Source organism: Streptomyces sp. NPDC051822 (assembly GCF_044452745.1).
Lineage (GTDB): Bacteria > Actinomycetota > Actinomycetes > Streptomycetales > Streptomycetaceae > Streptomyces.
The window spans coordinates 82,010-101,372 of sequence record NZ_JBITBZ010000006.1 but is presented as its reverse complement, the minus strand read 5'-3'; the positions used below and the strand labels follow the sequence as shown (position 1 = coordinate 101,372).

Below are 19,363 nucleotides of genomic sequence, written 5' to 3'. Positions count from 1 at the left end.
TGAGCAGACCTGGACCGGAAACATGTACAAGTTCTTCTTCGACCTCGTCTTCAAGCGCATGGACCCCGAGGAGGCCCACTACCTGGCCTTCCGCTGGATCCGGCTCGCGGCCCGCATCCCGGTGCTGCGCACCGTCGTCGCCGCCGTCCTCGCCCCCCGCCACAAGGAGCTGCGCACCGAGGCCCTGGGCCTGCGCATGCACGGCCCCTTCGGGCTCGCCGCCGGCTTCGACAAGAACGCCGTCGCCATCGACGGCATGTCGATGCTCGGCTTCGACCACGTCGAGATCGGCACGGTCACCGGTGAGCCCCAGCCCGGCAACCCCAAGAAGCGGCTCTTCCGGCTCGTCCCGGACCGCGCCCTGATCAACCGCATGGGCTTCAACAACGAGGGCTCCGCCGCCGTCGCCGCACGCCTCCACGCGCGCGTGCCGGTCTTCAGAACCGTCGTGGGCGTCAACATCGGCAAGACCAAGGTCGTCCCGGAGGCCGAGGCCGCCGCCGACTACGTGAAGTCCACCGAGCGCCTCGCCGCGCACGCCGACTACCTGGTCGTGAACGTCTCCTCGCCGAACACCCCGGGCCTGCGCGACCTCCAGGCCACCGAGTCCCTGCGGCCGCTCCTCACGGCGGTACGGGAGGCGGCCGACCGCACGGTCACCGACCGCCGCGTCCCGCTGCTCGTCAAGATCGCCCCCGACCTGGCCGACGAGGACGTCGACGCGGTCGCCGACCTCGCCCTGGAGCTCGGCCTCGACGGCATCATCGCCACCAACACCACCATCGCGCGCGAAGGCCTGGGCCTGAAGTCCGACCCCGCGCTGGTCAAGGAGACCGGCGGCCTCTCCGGCGCCCCCGTCAAGGAGCGCTCCCTCGCGGTCCTCAGGCGCCTGCACGCGCGCGTCGGGGACCGGCTGGTCCTGGTGGGCGTCGGCGGCATCGAGAACGCCGAGGACGCCTGGCAGCGCATCCTGGCCGGCGCCACCCTGATCCAGGGCTACAGCGCCTTCATCTACGAGGGCCCGTTCTACGCCCGCGCGATCCACAAGGGCCTCGCCGCGCGCCTCGCGGCCTCCCCGTACGCCGGCCTCGCCGAGGCCGTCGGCGCCGACAACCGAAAGGCCACCCCGTGACCCTCTCCTTCGGCACCCGCCTGCGCTCCGCCATGGACGAGCGCGGCCCGCTCTGCGTCGGCATCGACCCGCACGCGGCGCTGCTCGACTCCTGGGGCCTGACCGACGACATCGCCGGTCTGGAGCGCTTCACCTTCACCGTCGTCGAGGCGCTCGCCGACACCGTGGCCGTCTTCAAGCCCCAGTCCGCCTTCTTCGAGCGCTTCGGCTCGCGCGGCATCGCCGTCCTGGAGCGGGCCGTCGCCGACCTGCGCGCGGCGGGCGGCCTGGTCGTCATGGACGCCAAGCGCGGCGACATCGGCTCGACCATGGCCGCGTACGCGGAGACCTTCCTGCGCAAGGACTCCCCGCTCTTCTCCGACGCGCTCACGGTCTCCCCGTACCTCGGCTACGGCTCGCTGAAGCCGGCCGTCGACCTGGCCCGTGAGTCCGGCGCCGGTCTCTTCGTCCTGGCGCTGACGTCCAACCCGGAGGGTGCGGAGGTCCAGCGCGCCGTGCGCGAGGACGGCCGGACCATCGGCGCGACGATGCTGGCGCACCTGGCCGAGGAGAACGCGGGGGAGACCCCGATGGGCTCCTTCGGCGCGGTCGTCGGCGCCACCCTCGGCGACCTGTCCTCGTTCGACCTGGACATCAACGGCCCCCTCCTCGCCCCCGGGATCGGCGCCCAGGGCGCGACCCCGGCCGACCTCCCCGCCGTCTTCGGCCCGGCGGTCGGCAACGTCGTCCCGAACGTCAGCCGCGGGGTCCTGCGGCACGGCCCGGACGCGGCCGCCCTGCGGGACTCGGCGCACCGGTACGCGGACGAGATCCGCGCCGCCGTCGGCGGATAACGGACGCCACGGTCAATCCGCAGGTCGGAGCGGATCGACCCCGTTTCGGAGCTGTTTCGGCCCGGTGAGACGAACCGTCTCACCGGGCCGTCTCACTCCTTGACGAAAACTTGGCTCAAAACCGGGTCGTTATGCCGGAAAAGTCCCGGTCGGTCGATGCTGACCAGGACTTTTCCGCTGTTCTCGCTGACTGGAGCGGCCTCGGCCGCTAGTCTCCGGAGCAGAGCAGGCGTTCAACGACCACTGCGTTGATCGTTGCTCCACTGGTGTGGGGCGACTAGGTTCCTCACCGGTCCGTATCCGACAGATCGACATCCGAGGTGACGTAGGCGTGGCTCTTCCGCCCCTTACCCCTGAACAGCGCGCAGCCGCGCTCGAAAAGGCCGCCGCGGCTCGCCGGGAGCGGGCCGAGGTCAAGAATCGACTCAAGCACTCCGGCGCCTCGCTTCACGAGGTCATCAAGACCGGCCAGGAGAACGACGTCATCGGCAAGATGAAGGTCTCCGCGCTGCTCGAATCGCTCCCCGGCGTCGGCAAGGTCCGCGCCAAGCAGATCATGGAGCGGCTCGGCATCTCCGAGAGCCGCCGGGTGCGCGGTCTCGGTTCCAACCAGATCGCCTCCCTGGAGCGCGAGTTCGGCAGCACCGGCGCCTGATCCGGTGCCCCGTCCGGCTTCCGATCCGGGACGCGCGTCCCGGGCACCCTCGTAAAGCTGGAATAATCGCTGCATGGCAGCAGAGGCACGTCCGCGGCTGACCGTGCTCTCCGGCCCCTCAGGGGTCGGCAAGAGCACGGTCGTCGCTCATATGCGCAAGGTCCACCCCGAGGTCTGGCTCTCGGTGTCGGCGACGACACGGAAGCCCCGCCCCGGCGAGAAGAACGGCGTCCACTACTTCTTCGTGGCGGACGACGAGTTCGACAAGCTGATCGCCAACGGTGAGCTCCTCGAATGGGCCGAGTTCGCGGGCAACCGCTACGGCACCCCGCGCGGCGCCGTCCTCGAGCGTCTCGGCTCCGGTGAGCCGGTGCTCCTGGAGATCGACCTCCAGGGCGCCCGTCAGGTCAAGGACTCGATGCCCGAGTCGCAGCTGGTCTTCCTGGCCCCGCCGAGCTGGGAGGAGCTGGTCCGCCGCCTCACCGGCCGCGGTACCGAGTCGCCCGAGGTCATCGAGCGCCGTCTGGCCGCCGCGAAGGTCGAGCTGGCCGCCGAGTCGGAGTTCGACACCACCCTCGTCAACACCTCCGTCGAGGACGTGGCGCGCGAGCTGCTAACGTTGATGCTGCTGTCCACTGAGGGCCGGGACAACAACGGCTGACGCCGAGGGCCTCCTGACCCGACAGCATTTCTCATCTTTTTCCATCTTCGGAAGGTAGAGCGTGTCCTCTTCCATGACTGCGCCCGAGGGCATCATCAACCCGCCGATCGACGAGCTGCTCGAGGCCACGGACTCGAAGTACAGCCTCGTGATCTACGCGGCCAAGCGCGCGCGTCAGATCAACGCGTACTACTCCCAGCTCGGCGAGGGCCTGCTGGAGTACGTGGGTCCGCTCGTCGACACCCACGTCCACGAGAAGCCGCTCTCGATCGCCCTGCGGGAGATCAACGCGGGTCTGCTGACGTCCGAGGCCATCGAGGGTCCGGCACAGTAAGCACGTAACGCTTGTCACCACAGGCCCGGCGGAACATCCGCCGGGCCTGTGGTGTCTCATGGAGTCGTACGCATCCGAGCGCGGGGAGTGACAGCCGTGGCCAAGCCGAAGGTCGTTCTGGGGGTCAGCGGCGGTATCGCCGCCTACAAGGCGTGCGAGCTGCTGCGCCGGCTCACCGAGTCGGGCCACGACGTCCGCGTCGTCCCCACCGACTCCGCCCTCCACTTCGTCGGCGAGGCCACCTGGTCCGCGCTCTCCGGCAACCCCGTCTCCACCGAGGTGTGGGAGTCCGTCCACGAGGTCCCCCACGTCCGGATCGGCCAGGCCGCCGACCTCGTCGTCGTCGCCCCCGCCACCGCCGACATGCTCGCCAAGGCCGCCCACGGCCTCGCGGACGACCTGCTCACCAACACGCTGCTCACCGCGCGCTGTCCCGTCGTCTTCGCCCCCGCCATGCACACCGAGATGTGGGAGCACCCGGCGACCCGGGAGAACGTGGCCACCCTGCGCCGCCGCGGCGCCGTCGTCATCGAACCCGCGGTCGGCCGTCTCACCGGCGTCGACACCGGCAAGGGCCGGCTCCCCGACCCGGCCGAGATCTTCGAGGTCTGCCGCAACATCCTGAATCGGCGCAGTCCCGCCCGAGGCGCGGCCGCCCCGGACCTCGCCGGACGTCATGTCGTGGTGAGCGCCGGCGGGACCCGCGAGCCCCTCGACCCGGTCCGCTACCTGGGCAACCGTTCCTCCGGGAAGCAGGGCTACGCCCTCGCCAAGGCCGCCGCCGCCCGCGGCGCCCGGGTCACCCTCGTCGAGGCCAACACCGGCATCGCCGACCCGGCCGGCGTCGACGTCGTCCACGTCGGCACCGCGCTCCAGCTGCGGGAAGCAGTACTCAAGGCCGTCGCCGACGCCGACGCGGTGGTGATGGCGGCGGCCGTCGCCGACTTCCGCCCCGCCGTCTACGCCGCCGGGAAGATCAAGAAGAAGGACGACGGAGGAGCGCCCACCGTCGAGCTGGTCCGCAACCCCGACATCCTCGCCGAGCTCGCCGCCGAGCGCGCCCTGCCGGGCCAGGTCGTCGTCGGCTTCGCCGCCGAGACCGACGACGTCCTCGCCAACGGCCGCGAGAAGCTCCGCCGCAAGGGCTGCGACCTCCTCGTCGTCAACGAGGTGGGGGAGCGGAAGACCTTCGGCTCCGAGGAGAACGAGGCCGTGGTCCTCGCCTCGGACGGCGCCGAGACCCCCGTACCGTACGGCCCGAAGGAAGCCCTCGCCGAGACCGTGTGGGACCTGGTCCTGCCGAGGCTGCGCTCCGCGACCTGACGGTGGACGTGAACCTGACACACCATGGCCCGCGAAGGCCGCGGGGCCCCTGGCGCGTGTGATGTGCGCCCCACCAGGGCCCTGACCCGCCCTGAGCGGGCCGGATTCACCCTCTCAGGGCATTCGCCAGGCGAGACACCTGGTCCATCCCCCGACCACGACCGATAGACTGTCCGCGGAACGTCTTGGGGCGCAGCCCCCTGCCGGTCCGCTAACGAATAGCCAGCAGCCGCTGCAACCCCAGGGAGCGTTGTGTCCCGTCGTCTGTTCACCTCGGAGTCCGTCACCGAGGGGCACCCCGACAAGATCGCTGACCAGATCAGCGACACCATCCTCGACGCGCTGCTGCGCGAGGACCCCACCTCGCGTGTCGCCGTCGAGACGCTGATCACCACCGGCCTCGTGCACGTCGCCGGTGAGGTCACCACCAAGGCGTGGGCGGACATCCCGACCCTCGTCCGGAACAAGATCCTCGAGATCGGTTACGACTCCTCGAAGAAGGGCTTCGACGGCGCCTCCTGCGGCGTGTCGGTGTCCATCGGGTCGCAGTCCCCGGACATCGCCCAGGGTGTCGACACGGCGTACGAGAAGCGCGTCGAGGGCGACGAGGACGAGCTGGACAAGCAGGGCGCCGGCGACCAGGGCCTGATGTTCGGCTACGCGTCGGACGAGACCCCCGAGCTGATGCCGCTGCCGATCCACATCGCGCACCGGCTCTCCCGCCGGCTGACCGAGGTCCGCAAGAACGGCACCATCCCGTACCTGCGCCCCGACGGCAAGACCCAGGTCACCATCGAGTACGACGGCGACAAGGCCGTCCGTCTCGACACGGTCGTGGTCTCCTCGCAGCACGCCTCGGACATCGACCTTGAGTCGCTGCTCGCGCCCGACATCCGCGAGTTCGTCGTCGAGCACGTCCTGAAGCAGCTCGTCGAGGACGGCATCAAGCTCGACACCGACGGCTACCGCCTCCTGGTGAACCCGACCGGCCGCTTCGAGATCGGCGGCCCGATGGGCGACGCCGGCCTCACCGGCCGCAAGATCATCATCGACACCTACGGCGGCATGGCCCGCCACGGTGGCGGCGCGTTCTCCGGCAAGGACCCGTCCAAGGTCGACCGCTCGGCCGCCTACGCCATGCGCTGGGTCGCCAAGAACGTCGTCGCCGCGGGTCTCGCCGCGCGCTGCGAGGTCCAGGTCGCCTACGCGATCGGCAAGGCCGAGCCCGTCGGTCTCTTCGTGGAGACCTTCGGCACCAACACCGTCGAGAACGAGAAGATCGAGAACGCCATCGCCGAGGTCTTCGACCTCCGCCCGGCCGCGATCATCCGCGACCTCGACCTGCTCCGCCCGATCTACTCCCAGACCGCCGCCTACGGCCACTTCGGCCGGGAGCTGCCGGACTTCACCTGGGAGCGCACGGACCGCGTGGACGCCCTGAAGCAGGCCGCGGGCCTGTAATCCGGCCGCAGCAGACCGGAGCCCGGCACCCCCTCGCGGGGTGCCGGGCTCCGGTCATGTCCGGCTGTCGGTGGCGTCTGGTAGGTATGGGGCTGTGAGCAGCGAGAACGAGAAGTCCTCCGAAGAGCACGAGCAGCTCGCGCTCATCCGGGAGACGGTGCGGAAGGCGAAGGTGCCGCGGGCCAAGCCGCGGACCTGGCGGGGGGCCGCCCTCGCCAAGGAGCTGCCCGTGGCGCGGGTCGTGGTGAACAAGGGCTCGCTCCACCTCGACCAGTTCTTCGACTACGCGGTGCCCGAGGAACTGGACGAGGCCGCCCAGCCCGGCGTGCGGGTGCGGGTGCGGTTCGGCGCGGGGGCGCACCAGGTCAAGAGCGGCCGGCGGGAGGGCGGCCGGCTCATCGACGGCTTCCTCGTCGAGCGGCGCGCCACCTCCGACTACTCCGGGCCCCTCGCAGCGCTCGCCGACGTCGTCTCACCGGAGCCCGTGCTCGGCCCCGAACTGCTCGCGCTCGCCCGGGCCGTCGCCGACCGGTACGCGGGAAGCCTCGCGGACGTGCTCCAGCTCGCCGTGCCGCCGCGCAGCGCCAGGGCCGAGGGCCGCCCGTCGCCGGAGCCGCTGCCGCCACCGGCCGCGCCGGAACCCGGGACCTGGACGCGGTACGAGCGGGGGCCCGCGTTCCTGGAGTCCCTCGCGCGCGGCGGGACGCCCCGCGCCGTGTGGAACGCGCTCCCGGGCCCGTACTGGGCCGAGGAGATCGCCCGTACCGTGGCCGCCACCCTCGCCTCCGGCCGGGGCGCGCTCGTCGTCGTACCGGACGGACGGGCTGCGGCACGCGTCGACGCGGCGCTCACCGCGGTCCTGGGGGAGGGACGGCACGCGCTGCTCACCGCGGAGGCGGGCCCCGAGAAGCGGTACGCGCAGTGGCTCGCGGTGCGGCGCGGCGCGGTGCGGGCCGTCGTCGGCACCCGGGCGGCGATGTTCGCCCCCGTACGCGACCTCGGGCTCGTCGTCATCTGGGACGACGGCGACGGCAGCCACAGCGAGCTCCACGCCCCGCAGCCCCACGCCCGGGACGTGCTGCTGCTCCGCGCCGCCCATGACCGGTGCGCCTTCCTCCTCGGCAGCACCAGCTGCACCGTCGAGGCCGCCCAGCTCGTCGAGTCCGGCTGGGCCAAGGCACTGAGCGCGGGACGCGACCAGGTCCGGAGGGCCGCTCCGCTGATCCGGACCGTCGGCGACGGCGAACTCGCCCGCGACGAGGCCGCCCGCGCCGCACGGCTGCCCTCCCTGGCCTGGCAGACCGTACGGGAAGGGCTCAAGACCGGTCCGGTGCTCGTCCAGGTGCCCCGCCGCGGGTACGTACCGAGGCTGGCCTGCGAGCGGTGCCGGACGCCCGCCCGCTGCCGGCACTGCGCCGGGCCCCTGGAGGCCCCCGAGCAGCGGGAGCTGCACTGCGGCTGGTGCGGGCGCGGCGCACTCGACTGGCACTGCGTGGCCTGTGGCTCGACCAGGCTGCGGGCCCAGGTGGTGGGCGCGCGGCGGACGGCGGAGGAACTCGGCCGGGCGTTCCCCGCGGTGCCGGTGAGGACCTCGGGGCGTGACCACATCCTGGACAGCGTGCCGGGCCGCCCCGCGCTCGTCGTCTCCACGCCGGGCGCCGAACCGGTCGCCGAGGGCGGCTACGCGGCCGCCCTCCTGCTCGACGGCTGGGCCATGCTCGGCCGGCCCGATCTGCGCGCGGGCGAGGAGGCGCTGCGCCGCTGGATCGACGCGGCCTCGCTGGTACGGGGCCAGGGCGAGGGCGGCACAGGGGGCGGTGTCGTGGTCGTGGTGGCCGAGCCGACGCTCCGGCCGGTCCAGGCTCTGGTCCGCTGGGACCCGGTCGGCCATGCCCAGCGGGAGCTGGCCGAGCGGGCCGAGCTGGGCTTCCCGCCGGTCTCCCGGATGGCCGCGGTGACGGGCCCCCCGGAGGCCGTCGAGGGATTCCTCGCGGGGGCCGGGCTGCCCGCCGACGCCGAGGTGCTCGGTCCGGTGCCGCTGCCGGTGGTCCGGCCCGGCGGGCCGCGCAGACCGGGCGACCCGCCGCCGGGCGAGCAGTGGGACCGGGCCCTGGTCCGGGTCCCGCCGGGCAGCGGCGCGGCCCTCGCGGCGGCGCTGAAGCAGGCGCGGGCGGGCCGGCTCGCCCGCGGCGGGGGCGAGCCGGTACGGATCCGGGTGGACCCGCCGGACATCGGCTGACGGGTTGACGGGCTGATGAGCTGACGGGCCCGAGATCCGCCGCCCGGACACGCGCGACGGCCGCCTGCCCCCTGGGGGCCGGCGGCCGTTCGGATGCGCCCCGGTCAGCCGTTGCGCGGGCTCGGGAAGGCCGAGGGGCGCGGCTCCTCGCGGAGGGAGGCGCTGCCCGAGGTGGGCTGCGGGGGCATCGAGCGGGCCGCGGGGACCGCGGGAAGCGTGCGGGTCACGCCCGCCTCCACGATCGGCTCCTGGTCGACGCCGGCGCCGATGCCCGGCTGGGGTGCGCGCCTGGCACCGTAACGGCGGTGGACGGCCTGCTTGGTGACTCCGAGCGCGGAGCCCACCGCGTCCCAGGAGAAACCGAGCGAGCGGTCGAAGTCGACCGCGGCGGTCACCAGGGTCTCGACACTGTCCCGCAGCTCCTGCGCGAGACGGACGGTCGGGGCGGGTGCCCGTCCGTAGACGACGAAGCCCGTGGACGGGCCGGAGCGGCGAGGGCGGTAGACATTGCCCAGCTGGGCCGTGAGCGTGCGCAGTGCGTCCACCTGCCGCCGGACCCGCTCGATGTCCCGCACCAGCAGGTGCAGACTCGCCCGAGCCTGGGCGTCGTGGGTTGCGTGGTCGGCCATGTGAAAGCCTCTCGAACCGGCATGTAAGGGGAAGGGCCGCAAGGGGAACGGCGACCCGAATCGGTCAATCTCTCTTGACCAACGCGTCACCGGGAGTTGGGTCACGCTGCGGGGGCGTACACGCATATGCGCGGGGCGCTCGTCCCTGCGTACGCCCCCTCCGCCGCAGGCGGCCGGAGCGACGGCCCTGATCGGAGAGGCACCCCCTAGACTGGTGCGCTGCCCGCAAAGCCCCCGGACAGACAGGCAGTCGCCACCCATGAAGCTCGTCTTCGCAGGCACCCCCGAGGTCGCCGTACCCGCCCTGGACGCCCTGCTCGCCTCCGGCCGGCACGAGGTGGCCGCCGTGGTCACCCGTCCGGACGCTCCGGCGGGTCGCGGCCGGCGGCTGGTCGCCAGCCCGGTGGCCCAGCGGGCGGAGGAGGCGGGGATCGAGGTCCTGAAGCCGGTCAGGCCGCGCGACGAGGACTTCCTCGCCCGGCTGCGCGAGATCGCGCCGGACTGCTGCCCGGTCGTCGCCTACGGCGCGCTGCTGCCCAAGGTCGCCCTCGACATCCCCGCGCGCGGCTGGGTCAACCTGCACTTCTCGCTGCTGCCGGCCTGGCGGGGCGCGGCGCCCGTGCAGCACTCCCTGATGGCGGGCGACCAGGTGACGGGCGCGTCCACCTTCCTGATCGAGGAGGGCCTCGACTCGGGGCCGGTCTACGGCGTCGTCACCGAGGACGTCCGGCCGACCGACACCAGCGGCGACCTGCTCACCCGCCTCGCCTTCGCAGGCGCCGGACTGCTCGCCGCGACGATGGACGGCATCGAGGACGGCACGCTGCAGGCCGTGCCGCAGCCCGTCGAGGGCATCACCCTCGCACCCAAGATCCAGGTGGAGGACGCGCACGTCGACTTCGCCGCACCCGCGCTGCGGGTCGACCGGGTGGTCCGCGGTTGCACCCCGGCCCCCGGCGCCTGGACCGTCTTCCGCGGCGAGCGCCTCAAGCTGATCCAGGTCACCCCGCTGCCGGACCGCACGGACCTCGCCCCGGGCGAGCTCGCGGTGGGCAAGAACAACGTGTACGCGGGCACCGGCTCGTACGCCGTCGAACTCCTCTGGGTCCAGCCCCAGGGCAAGAAGCCGATGAAGGCCGCCGACTGGGCCCGCGGCGTCCGGATCGCCCCCGGCGAGCGCCTCGGGGCCTGACCGCCGAGGTTCCCGGGGGGACCGGTCCCCCTGGTGACGAGCCGCCCGCACTCGCCGCCCGGCAGGGGCGTTTTCCGTGGGGGAGGGGCGCGGACGTACGCTGAGAGGGTTCGACCCTTCATTTCGTCACGCGGAGCACCTTTGAGCGAGCAGGCACGTCGCCGTCCCCCCAAGCCCTACCGGCGGCCCCAGAAGGACCCCGTCCGGATGCTCGCCTTCGAGGCGCTGAGGGCGGTGGACGAGCGGGACGCCTACGCCAACCTGGTGCTGCCGCCGCTCCTGCGCAAGGCCCGCGAGGGCGGCAACTTCGACGGGCGGGACGCGGCGCTCGCGACCGAGCTCGTGTACGGGACGCTGCGCCGCCAGGGCACGTACGACGCGATCATCTCCGCCTGCATCGACCGGCCCCTGCGCGAGGTCGACCCGCCCGTGCTCGACGTGCTCGCGCTCGGCGCGCACCAGCTGCTCGGGACCCGGATCCCCACCCACGCCGCCGTCTCCGCCAGCGTCGAACTGGCCCGGGTCGTGCTCGGCGACGGACGGGCCAAGTTCGTGAACGCGGTCCTTCGGAAGATCTCGGCGCAGGACCTCGACGCCTGGGTGGCGCAGGTCGCCCCGCCGTACGACAAGGACCCCGAGGACCACCTCGCCGTCGTCCACTCCCACCCCCGCTGGGTCGTCTCGGCGCTCTGGGACTCGCTCGGCGGCGGCCGGGCCGGCATCGAGGAGCTCCTGGCGGCGGACAACGAGCGCCCCGAGGTCACCCTCGTCGCCCGCCCCGGCCGCTCCACCACCGAGGAGCTCGCCGCGGCCACCGAGACCGTGCCGGGCCGCTGGTCCCCGTACGCCGTGCGGATGGCCGAGGGCGGCGAGCCCGGCGCCATCGACGCCGTGAAGGACGGGCGGGCCGGCGTCCAGGACGAGGGCAGCCAGCTCGTCGCGATCGCCCTGGCGAACGCACCGGTCGACGGCTCCGACGCCCGCTGGCTCGACGGCTGCGCGGGACCCGGCGGCAAGGCCGCGCTGCTCGCGGCCCTCGCCGCCGAGCGCGGCGCCGCTCTGCTCGCCTCCGAGAAGCAGCCGCACCGCGCCCGTCTCGTCGAGCGCGCGCTCGCCGGCAACCCCGGCCCGTACCAGGTGATCGCCGCCGACGGGACCCGCCCGCCGTGGCGCCCCGGCTCGTTCGACCGGGTCCTCATGGACGTGCCCTGCTCGGGCCTCGGCGCCCTGCGCCGCCGCCCGGAGGCCCGCTGGCGCCGCCGCCCCGACGACCTGGACTCCTTCGCGCCGCTCCAGCGCGCCCTGCTCACCGAGGCGTTGAGCGCCGTGCGCGTCGGCGGTGTCGTGGGGTACGCGACCTGCTCGCCGCATCTGGCCGAGACCCGGGTCGTGGTCGACGACGTCCTGAAGAAGGTCGGCGGCGCCGAGCTGATCGACGCCCGCCCGATGCTGCCGGGCGTCCCCGCCCTCGGCGAGGGACCGGACATCCAGCTGTGGCCGCATCTGCACGGTACGGACGCCATGTACCTGGCGCTGCTCCGCCGTACCGCCTGACCGCCGGACCGCCTGCCCTTCCGGCTGTTCGGTCCACCGGACGCCGACCGGCCGCCGACCGTAATCTCCCGGTCTGTACGGGCCCGGGCTCGTCGCTTCGTACCGAAAATGGTCTGGACCGGATCCGAAACCGCTCGGCGGCAAAGAAGTACCCAAGAACGTGGGAGGCTTGGCACATGGCGCAGATCAACCCCAGCATCCTGTCCGCGGACTTCGCCCGGCTCGCCGATGAGGCGAAGGCCGTCGACGGCGCCGACTGGCTGCACGTCGACGTGATGGACAACCACTTCGTGCCCAACCTGACCCTGGGCGTGCCGATCGTGGAGTCGCTCGCGCGCGCGACCGACACCCCCCTCGACTGCCACCTGATGATCGAGGACCCGGACCGCTGGGCGCCCCAGTACGTCGAGGCGGGCGCGGGTTCGGTGACCTTCCACGTGGAGGCCGCGGCGGCGCCCGTCCGGCTCGCGCGGGAGATCAGGGCCAAGGGGGCGCGGGCCTCCATGGCGCTCAAGCCGGCCACGCCCATCGAGCCGTACGAGGACCTGCTCCCCGAGCTCGACATGCTGCTGATCATGACGGTCGAGCCCGGCTTCGGCGGCCAGGCCTTCCTCGACATCATGCTGCCGAAGATCCGCCGCACCCGTGAACTGATCTCCAAGCACGGCCTGGAGCTGTGGCTCCAGGTCGACGGCGGGGTCGCCGAGTCCACCATCGAGCGGTGCGCCGAGGCCGGCGCCGACGTCTTCGTGGCGGGCTCCGCGGTCTACGGCGCGGCCGATCCGGCCGCCGCGGTCGCCTCCCTCCGGGCCCGCGCGGACGCCGTCACGGCCTCCGCCCCGTGGGCGTGTGGCCACTGAGCCTCCGGCGGATGAACGCGGCCCGTCGGGCCGCCGACAGGACTGATCAAGGCCCGCCGGATCTGACAGGATGGACGGCGAGTCCAGAGTGTGAACCACAGTGGTACCTGAACATCGGTATGTGAACAGCCGGCCGTGCACGAACAGCGGTACATGAACAGCAGTGAGGAGATCGCGGTGGCGGGAATGTCGGCGGGACGGTCGGCCCTGCGGATGGGCCCCGCGGAGCTGGTGCAGGCGGCGGCCATGGCCCGCCGCTTCTACCTCGAGGGCAAGTCCAAGATCCAGATCGCCGAGGAGTTCGGCGTGAGCCGCTTCAAGGTGGCCCGGGTCCTGGAGACCGCCCTGGAGCGCGACCTCGTGCGTATCGAGATCCGCGTACCGGCCGAGCTGGACGCCGAGCGTTCCGACGCGCTCCGCGCACGCTACGGGCTCCGCCACGCCGTCGTCGTCGAGTCGCCGGCGGAGGGCGAGGACGAGTCGCCCGACCCGGAGAACCTCGGCGAGGTCGCCGCCGACCTGCTCGGCGAGCTGGTCAACGAGGGCGACGTCCTCGGCCTGGCCTGGGGCCGCTCCACCATCCACATGGCGGCGGCCCTCGACCGGCTGCCGCCGTGCACGGTCGTCCAGCTCACCGGGGTGTACGACGCGGGGACCGCCGAGCGCGGCTCGGTGGAGGCGGTACGCCGCGCCGCCCAGGTCTCCGGCGGCGAGGCCCACCCGATCTACGCACCGATGCTGCTCCCCGACCCGGCGACGGCGGCGGCGCTGCGCAGCCAGACCGGTATCGCGCGGGCCTTCGAGTACTTCGACAAGGTGACCGTCGCCTGCGTCTCCATCGGCTCCTGGGAGCCCGGCATCTCGACCGTCCACGACATGCTCTCGGACGAGGAGCGCGCCCACTACGCCTCCCTCGGCGTCGCCGCCGAGATGTCCGCGCACCTCTTCGACGCCGAGGGGCGCCGGGTCGGCCGTGACCTGGGCGAGCGGTGCATCACCGTCGAGGCGGACCGGCTGCGCCGGATCCCCGAGGTCGTGGCCATCGCCGGCGGCCAGCGCAAGGCGGCGGCGATCGGCGCGGTGCTGCGCTCCGGGCTCGTCACCAGCCTGGTGACCGACCGCGCCGCGGCCGACTACCTGCTCACCGAGTCCAGCCCGGGCACCCACCCGGCGCTCGACCGGAAGGACCCGGACTTCAGCTGAGGCGGATCCCGCAGCCCTAGGCGCTCGCGGGGGCGGCGCGTCCAGTGCTGCCCCGAGCGCCTCGGTGGCAGCATCGGGGCCATGATCCTCAGGTGCGCGCGGACCGTGCTCGCGCTGCTCGCCGGTGTCTCGCTCCTCCTCACCGGGTGCTCGGGCGGCGAGCCCGCCCGGACACCGCCCGGCGGGACCGCTGGCGTGTCCGCACCGGCGAGCAGGGCCTCCACGCTGCCGGTGATCCGGGTCGCAAACCTGCCTCCCGAGGCACGGGAGACGCTGACGCTCATCGCGCGGGGCGGCCCTTTCCCGTACGCCAAGGACGGCGCCGTGTTCGGCAACTTCGAGCGGATCCTGCCCCGGCGACCGCGCGGCCACTACCGCGAGTACACCGTCCCCACGCCCGGCGAACGCGATCGCGGCGCCCGGCGCATCGTCACCGGCGACAGCGGGGAGACGTACTACACAGACGACCACTACGAGAGCTTCCGGGAGGTGGTCGGCTCATGAACGCGACCCACCGCACGGGCCACGGGGCCCCCGACCTGTCCCGCCCCGTCGTGCTCGACCTGCACGGGGTCACCGACAAGACCGCCTTCATGAACCGCTGCGTGCGGGCCCTCCCGCTGCCGGTCTGGTTCGGGCGCAACTGGGACGCCCTCGCCGACTCCCTCGCCGATATGCGCGAACCCATGGCGATCGTGGTGACCGGCTGGCAGGCTTACGCGGAGGCCAGCCCGGACGACTGGGCGACCGCCGAGGAGGTGTTCTCCGCGGCGGCCCGCGCCAGTGTCGAAGGCCTCGCCGTCCTCCTCTCGCTCGGCGGTTTGGAGGATCCGACGAGCAGGCCTGCGCAAGGCTCGGATGATTAGCCCGGGTCCCGTACACGGACCGCCGTGGGACAATGAACTACGTGCTTTTTCCCCTGGCTGAAATGCCTAGGGGCCGATCCGAACGACTGGGATGTCAGCACGTGCGTTTCCTCAATGACGTCAAGCCGCCCTACGACCTGACGTACGACGATGTGTTCATGGTGCCGAGCCGCTCGGCCGTCGGTTCCCGCCAGGCCGTGGACCTCTCCTCGCCGGACGGAAGCGGGACCACGATCCCGCTGGTCGTCGCCAACATGACCGCCATCGCCGGCCGCCGGATGGCCGAGACCGTCGCCCGCCGCGGTGGCCTCGTCGTCATCCCGCAGGACATTCCCATCGAGGTCGTCACCGACGTCATCTCGTGGGTCAAGAGCCGCCACCACGTGCTCGACACCCCGATCGTCCTGGAGCCCCACCAGACCGTCGCCGACGCGCTCTCGCTGCTGCCCAAGCGCGCCCACGACGCGGGTGTCGTCGTCGACGAGAACCGCCGCCCGGTGGGCGTCGTCACCGACGCCGACCTGTCGGGCGTGGACCGCTTCACCCAGCTCTCCGAGGTCATGTCCAGGGACCTGCTGCTCCTGGACGCCGACATCGACCCGCGCGAGGCGTTCAACACCCTCGACGCCGCCAACCGCCGCTACGCCCCCGCGGTCGACGCGGACGGCAGGCTCGTCGGCATCCTCACCCGCAAGGGCGCGCTCCGCGCGACGCTCTACAGCCCGGCCGTCGACAAGGACGGGCAGCTGCGGATCGCCGCCGCCGTCGGCATCAACGGCGACGTGGCGGGCAAGGCCAAGCAGCTGCTCGACGCGGGCGTCGACACGCTCGTCATCGACACCGCGCACGGCCACCAGGAGTCGATGATCTCCGCCATCCGGACCGTGCGGGCGCTCGACCCGCAGGTCCCGATCGTCGCGGGCAACATCGTCGCCGCCGAGGGCGTCAAGGACCTCATCGAGGCGGGCGCCGACATCATCAAGGTCGGCGTCGGCCCCGGTGCCATGTGCACCACCCGCATGATGACCGGCGTCGGCCGCCCGCAGTTCTCGGCCGTCCTGGAGTGCGCCGCCGAGGCGAAGAAGTACGGCAAGCACGTCTGGGCCGACGGTGGCGTCCGGCACCCGCGTGACGTCGCCATGGCGCTCGCCGCCGGTGCGTCCAACGTGATGATCGGCTCCTGGTTCGCCGGTACGTACGAGTCCCCGGGCGACCTCCAGCACGACGCCCAGGGGCGTGCGTACAAGGAGTCCTTCGGCATGGCCTCGGCCCGCGCCGTCAGGAACCGCACGAGCGACGAGTCCGCCTACGACCGCGCCCGCAAGGCGCTGTTCGAGGAGGGCATCTCCACCTCGCGCATGTTCCTCGACCCGCAGCGTCCGGGCGTCGAGGACCTGATCGACTCGATCATCGCGGGCGTCCGCTCCTCCTGCACCTACGCCGGTGCCGGCTCGCTCGCCGAGTTCGAGGAGAAGTCCGTCGTCGGCATCCAGTCCGCCGCCGGCTACGCCGAGGGCAAGCCGCTGCACGCCAGCTGGAGCTAGTTCCTCACCGCCGTAGACCGTGGGCCCCGGAGAGATCCTCTCCGGGGCCCACGGCGTTCCCCGGCCGCGGAGGCCCGGCGGGCAGGTACGGCCGCAGGACCTCCGCCACGGCCGCCGCGATCCGGGCGTGTCCCGCGTCGTTCGGGTGCAGGCCGTCCGCCAGGTGCTCCGGGGCGAGCAGGGGCCGCCCCGGCAGGACCAGGAGCCGGTCGTCGCCCTCGGCCGCCAGGTCCCGCGCGGCCCGCTCCATGGCCCTGCGCAGCTCCGTGAGGCTCGCTCCGAGGGCGTTGCGGGTGTGCTCGGCCTCCGGGCGCAGGACGGGCGAGACGACCAGCAGCGGGGTCCGCGGATGGCCGAGGCGCACGAGCCCCACGAAGGCCCGCACGGTCGCGTACAGCCAGTCGGCCGTCGCGGGGACGCGGGACCAGCAGTTGGTGCCGAACGCGAGCGTGATCACCTCACCCGGCAGCCGTGCCAGCTGCTCGGCGAGCGGCAGTTCGCCCCGCGCCCCGCCCGCGTACCCCAGGTTCACCGGGTCGAGGCCGAGGAGACGTCCCGCCGTCGCGGGCCAGGAGTGCGCGGGGCGGGTCGACCACCAGCCCTCCGTGATCGAGTCGCCGTGGACCAGCCAGCGCGGCAGCGGCGGGGCGGGGGAGAGGGCGCCGCCGACGGCCCGCAGGGCGAGCGGCACGGGGGACTGGCCCTCCGGGAGGTGTACGGCGAAGACACCGCCGCCCGGGGGCAGCGGCAGGCTCACCGCGCCTTCCGCCGCAGGGGCGACGCACGTCTCGCCGACGAGCCGGGTACCGCTCCAGAGCGCGAAGCAGTGGCGCAGCCCGGACCAGGGGTCGTCCGGCTCCGGGACGGCCGCGCGATAGCGCAGCTCCACCGCGCGCGTGCCCGGCGCCGCCGTGAACGCGAGCCGTACGCCGATGGGCAGCGCGGCCCGCTCGGCGATGTCCTTGGGCAGCCGCTCCAGGTCCGCCGGATCGGCCCGGACCGCCCGCCCTCCGTCCAGCCAGGCGGTACCGCGCAGGAACGGTGCCGGGTCGAGCCAGTCCACCGGGGCCTCCGATCGGGGGGTCGTCGGGAGTTCGCAGCGTCGGTCATCGGCCATGAGGAGTCCATACGCGCGCGGGCACCGGTTCACACCCGGATGTGTCGATTCATGCGGGGGAGCGCAATGTTTCCCCGTCTGCGCCCGAAGCGCGCAATGATCATCCGACACTGCGCAACAACCCTGCATTACGAGTGCGAACCTCTGGCGCTTAGGCTCATGCCTCGTACCAGGAGTGGCGGCGACCGCCTGCTCGGCGGTTCCCCTTCCCCCGTGGGCCTGATCTGTCATGCCCACGTACCGCTGCGGTCGTCTCCGTACCCACAGGCAGCGATAAGGAGCCTCCGCAGTGCTGGATCAAGGCACAGCCCCGCCGGTCGACGACACGACCACCCGCAAGACCTCCGGGCTCGGCGCACTCACCCGGCGCAAGCCAGTGGAACGCCTGGTCATGGAGGGTGGGCAGGGTGAGGGCGGTAGCCTCCGCCGCTCGCTCACCATGTGGCAGCTGACCATGATCAGCATCGGTGCCACGCTCGGCACCGGCATCTTCGTCGTCCTCGGCGACGCCGCCCCCAAGGCCGGCCCCGCCGTCACGATCTCCTTCGTGATCGCGGGCCTGACCGCGCTCTTCTCGGCCCTGTCCTACGCGGAGCTGGCCGGATCGGTTCCCGTCTCCGGCTCCTCGTACTCGTATGCGTACGCAACGATGGGTGAACTCGTCGCCTGGATCTGCGGCTGGTGCCTGGTCCTGGAGTACGGCGTCTCGGTCGCGGCGGTCGCCGTCGGCTGGGGCGAGTACCTCAACGAACTCCTCGACGGCACCCTGGGGATCACCATCCCCGAACAGGTCTCGTCCCCGATGGGCGAGGGCGGCTTCATCAACCTGCCCGCGCTGGTCGTCGTCCTGCTCGCCATGGTGTTCCTGATGCGTGGCGCCAAGGAGAGCGCCCGGATCAACTCGATCATGGTCGCGGTGAAGATCGTCACCCTGCTGCTCTTCATAGGCATCGGGTTCCTGGGCATCAAGGGTGGCAACTACGCGCCCCTCGCCCCGCTCGGCATCACGGGCATCAGCGCCGGCGCCGCCACCCTCTTCTTCTCGTACATCGGCTTCGACGCCGCCTCCACCGCCGGTGAAGAGGCCAAGAACCCCAAGCGCGACCTGCCCCGCGCGATCATGCTCTCGCTGCTGATCGTCACCGTGCTCTACGTCCTCGTCGCCTTCGTCGCCGTCGGCGCCATGCCGTGGCAGGACTTCGGTTCCACCGAGGCCGCGCTCGCCCAGATCATGACCGACGTCTCGGGACACACCTTCTGGGGTGTCGTCCTCGCCGCCGGCGCCGTCGTCGCCATCGCCTCCGTCGTCTTCGCCGTCCTCTACGGCCAGACCCGCATCCTCTTCGCCATGTCGCGCGACGGGCTCGTGCCCAAGGCCTTCGCCAAGGTCCACAGCAAGTCCGGCGCCCCGCGCGTCAACGTGGTGATCGTCTCGCTCTTCTGCGGCACCCTCGCGGCCTTCATCCCGCTCGGCAAGCTCGCCGACGCCACCAGCATCGGCACGCTCTTCGCCTTCGGCCTCGTCAACGTCGCCGTCGTCATCCTGCGCTGGGCCCGCCCGGACCTGCCGCGCACCTTCAAGGTCGCCCTCTTCCCGGTCACGCCGATCCTCGGCCTGATCGCCTGCGGCTACATGATGTTCAGTCTGGACACCGCCACCTGGATCGTCTTCGGTGGCTGGATGGTGGTGGGCCTCGTGTTCTACTTCCTGTACGGCATGCGCCGCTCCCGACTGGCTTCCGAGCAGAAGTGATCCACCC

18 protein-coding genes are annotated in these 19,363 nt (G+C 72.5%); 16 read left to right on the top strand and 2 right to left on the bottom strand.

All coding sequences use genetic code 11. From position 1 onward, the window contains the following. Positions 1 to 22: 22 nt before the first annotated feature. From ACIA8N_RS20025 to ACIA8N_RS19990, 8 genes are all read left to right on the top strand, one after another. Positions 23 to 1,132 carry a quinone-dependent dihydroorotate dehydrogenase gene (locus ACIA8N_RS20025; protein WP_365783497.1) on the top strand — a complete coding sequence of 370 codons (1,110 nt, stop codon included), beginning with the start codon at positions 23 to 25 and terminating at the stop codon, positions 1,130 to 1,132. Next, positions 1,129 to 1,965: an orotidine-5'-phosphate decarboxylase gene (gene pyrF, locus ACIA8N_RS20020; RefSeq protein ID WP_365783495.1), complete on the top strand. Its 837-nt coding sequence runs from the start codon at positions 1,129 to 1,131 to the stop codon at positions 1,963 to 1,965. Before ACIA8N_RS20025 ends, pyrF begins: the two co-directional genes overlap by 4 nt. 331 nt (positions 1,966 to 2,296) lie before the next feature. Continuing rightward, positions 2,297 to 2,620 (top strand): integration host factor, encoded by a 324-nt coding sequence (locus tag ACIA8N_RS20015; RefSeq protein WP_030204477.1) that lies wholly within the window; start codon positions 2,297 to 2,299, stop codon positions 2,618 to 2,620. Between the two features lie 73 nt (positions 2,621 to 2,693). Continuing rightward, entirely contained in the window at positions 2,694 to 3,281 is a 588-nt protein-coding gene (gene gmk, locus ACIA8N_RS20010; RefSeq protein WP_365783492.1) for a guanylate kinase, read from the top strand. Between the two features lie 61 nt (positions 3,282 to 3,342). Next, on the top strand, positions 3,343 to 3,615 hold the full coding sequence (gene rpoZ, locus ACIA8N_RS20005) for a DNA-directed RNA polymerase subunit omega (protein WP_017242218.1): 273 nt from the start codon (positions 3,343 to 3,345) through the stop codon (positions 3,613 to 3,615). Positions 3,616 to 3,711: 96 nt separating this feature from the next. After that, a complete protein-coding gene (gene coaBC, locus ACIA8N_RS20000; RefSeq protein ID WP_365783490.1) occupies positions 3,712 to 4,938 on the top strand; it encodes a bifunctional phosphopantothenoylcysteine decarboxylase/phosphopantothenate--cysteine ligase CoaBC in 1,227 nt (408 codons plus the stop codon). A gap of 252 nt (positions 4,939 to 5,190) precedes the next feature. Further along, positions 5,191 to 6,399, top strand: a complete 1,209-nt coding sequence (gene metK, locus ACIA8N_RS19995; RefSeq protein WP_030551919.1) for a methionine adenosyltransferase — start codon at positions 5,191 to 5,193, stop codon at positions 6,397 to 6,399. Positions 6,400 to 6,493: 94 nt separating this feature from the next. Next, on the top strand, positions 6,494 to 8,638 hold the full coding sequence (locus ACIA8N_RS19990) for a primosomal protein N' (RefSeq protein WP_365783488.1): 2,145 nt from the start codon (positions 6,494 to 6,496) through the stop codon (positions 8,636 to 8,638). Between the two features lie 104 nt (positions 8,639 to 8,742). On the opposite strand, the gene ACIA8N_RS19985 is transcribed toward ACIA8N_RS19990, so the two are convergent. Next, positions 8,743 to 9,267 (bottom strand): hypothetical protein, encoded by a 525-nt coding sequence (locus tag ACIA8N_RS19985; RefSeq protein ID WP_365783486.1) that lies wholly within the window; start codon positions 9,265 to 9,267, stop codon positions 8,743 to 8,745. Positions 9,268 to 9,526: 259 nt separating this feature from the next. Between ACIA8N_RS19985 and fmt the strand changes: the two genes are divergently transcribed. The 7 genes from fmt to ACIA8N_RS19950 all read left to right on the top strand — a co-directional run bounded on the left by fmt (position 9,527) and on the right by ACIA8N_RS19950 (position 16,486). Further along, complete coding sequence (gene fmt / locus ACIA8N_RS19980) at positions 9,527 to 10,459, top strand: methionyl-tRNA formyltransferase (protein ID WP_365783484.1); 933 nt, start codon at positions 9,527 to 9,529, stop codon at positions 10,457 to 10,459. Positions 10,460 to 10,600: 141 nt separating this feature from the next. Beyond that, on the top strand, positions 10,601 to 12,013 hold the full coding sequence (locus ACIA8N_RS19975) for a transcription antitermination factor NusB (RefSeq protein ID WP_365783482.1): 1,413 nt from the start codon (positions 10,601 to 10,603) through the stop codon (positions 12,011 to 12,013). 176 nt (positions 12,014 to 12,189) lie between these two features. After that, on the top strand, positions 12,190 to 12,873 hold the full coding sequence (gene rpe, locus ACIA8N_RS19970; RefSeq protein ID WP_030204447.1) for a ribulose-phosphate 3-epimerase: 684 nt from the start codon (positions 12,190 to 12,192) through the stop codon (positions 12,871 to 12,873). A 153-nt stretch (positions 12,874 to 13,026) separates the two neighbouring features. Beyond that, the gene (locus ACIA8N_RS19965) at positions 13,027 to 14,076 is read left to right on the top strand and encodes a sugar-binding domain-containing protein (protein ID WP_030204446.1); all 1,050 of its coding nucleotides are present in this window, start codon (positions 13,027 to 13,029) and stop codon (positions 14,074 to 14,076) included. 81 nt (positions 14,077 to 14,157) lie between these two features. Next, on the top strand, positions 14,158 to 14,580 hold the full coding sequence (locus tag ACIA8N_RS19960; RefSeq protein ID WP_365783479.1) for a ribonuclease domain-containing protein: 423 nt from the start codon (positions 14,158 to 14,160) through the stop codon (positions 14,578 to 14,580). After that, positions 14,577 to 14,942 carry a barstar family protein gene (locus ACIA8N_RS19955; RefSeq protein ID WP_365783477.1) on the top strand — a complete coding sequence of 122 codons (366 nt, stop codon included), beginning with the start codon at positions 14,577 to 14,579 and terminating at the stop codon, positions 14,940 to 14,942. The genes ACIA8N_RS19960 and ACIA8N_RS19955 overlap by 4 nt, the downstream gene beginning before the upstream one ends. Positions 14,943 to 15,043: 101 nt before the next feature. Then, complete coding sequence (locus ACIA8N_RS19950) at positions 15,044 to 16,486, top strand: GuaB1 family IMP dehydrogenase-related protein (RefSeq protein WP_365783475.1); 1,443 nt, start codon at positions 15,044 to 15,046, stop codon at positions 16,484 to 16,486. A gap of 4 nt (positions 16,487 to 16,490) precedes the next feature. Here the strand turns inward: ACIA8N_RS19950 and ACIA8N_RS19945 are convergent, their stop codons facing one another. Then, positions 16,491 to 17,603 carry a GDSL-type esterase/lipase family protein gene (locus ACIA8N_RS19945; RefSeq protein ID WP_365783473.1) on the bottom strand — a complete coding sequence of 371 codons (1,113 nt, stop codon included), beginning with the start codon at positions 17,601 to 17,603 and terminating at the stop codon, positions 16,491 to 16,493. A 289-nt stretch (positions 17,604 to 17,892) separates the two neighbouring features. Here ACIA8N_RS19945 and ACIA8N_RS19940 point away from each other — a divergent pair, with 289 nt between their 5' ends. After that, positions 17,893 to 19,356: an amino acid permease gene (locus ACIA8N_RS19940; RefSeq protein ID WP_365783471.1), complete on the top strand. Its 1,464-nt coding sequence runs from the start codon at positions 17,893 to 17,895 to the stop codon at positions 19,354 to 19,356. Positions 19,357 to 19,363: the final 7 nt, after the last annotated feature.

What these genes read in the sequence shown, in the direction of transcription:
- gmk (WP_365783492.1), top strand. Translation starts at nt 2,694, where the DNA reads ATGGCAGCAGAGGCACGTCCGCGGCTGACCGTGCTCTCCGGCCCCTCA.
- fmt (WP_365783484.1), top strand. Translation starts at nt 9,527, where the DNA reads ATGAAGCTCGTCTTCGCAGGCACCCCCGAGGTCGCCGTACCCGCCCTG.
- ACIA8N_RS19955 (WP_365783477.1), top strand. Translation starts at nt 14,577, where the DNA reads ATGAACGCGACCCACCGCACGGGCCACGGGGCCCCCGACCTGTCCCGC.
- ACIA8N_RS19960 (WP_365783479.1), top strand. Translation starts at nt 14,158, where the DNA reads ATGATCCTCAGGTGCGCGCGGACCGTGCTCGCGCTGCTCGCCGGTGTC.
- ACIA8N_RS20025 (WP_365783497.1), top strand. Translation starts at nt 23, where the DNA reads ATGTACAAGTTCTTCTTCGACCTCGTCTTCAAGCGCATGGACCCCGAG.
- ACIA8N_RS19945 (WP_365783473.1), bottom strand. Translation starts at nt 17,603, where the DNA reads ATGGCCGATGACCGACGCTGCGAACTCCCGACGACCCCCCGATCGGAG.
- ACIA8N_RS19965 (WP_030204446.1), top strand. Translation starts at nt 13,027, where the DNA reads ATGAACAGCAGTGAGGAGATCGCGGTGGCGGGAATGTCGGCGGGACGG.
- ACIA8N_RS19985 (WP_365783486.1), bottom strand. Translation starts at nt 9,267, where the DNA reads ATGGCCGACCACGCAACCCACGACGCCCAGGCTCGGGCGAGTCTGCAC.
- rpe (WP_030204447.1), top strand. Translation starts at nt 12,190, where the DNA reads ATGGCGCAGATCAACCCCAGCATCCTGTCCGCGGACTTCGCCCGGCTC.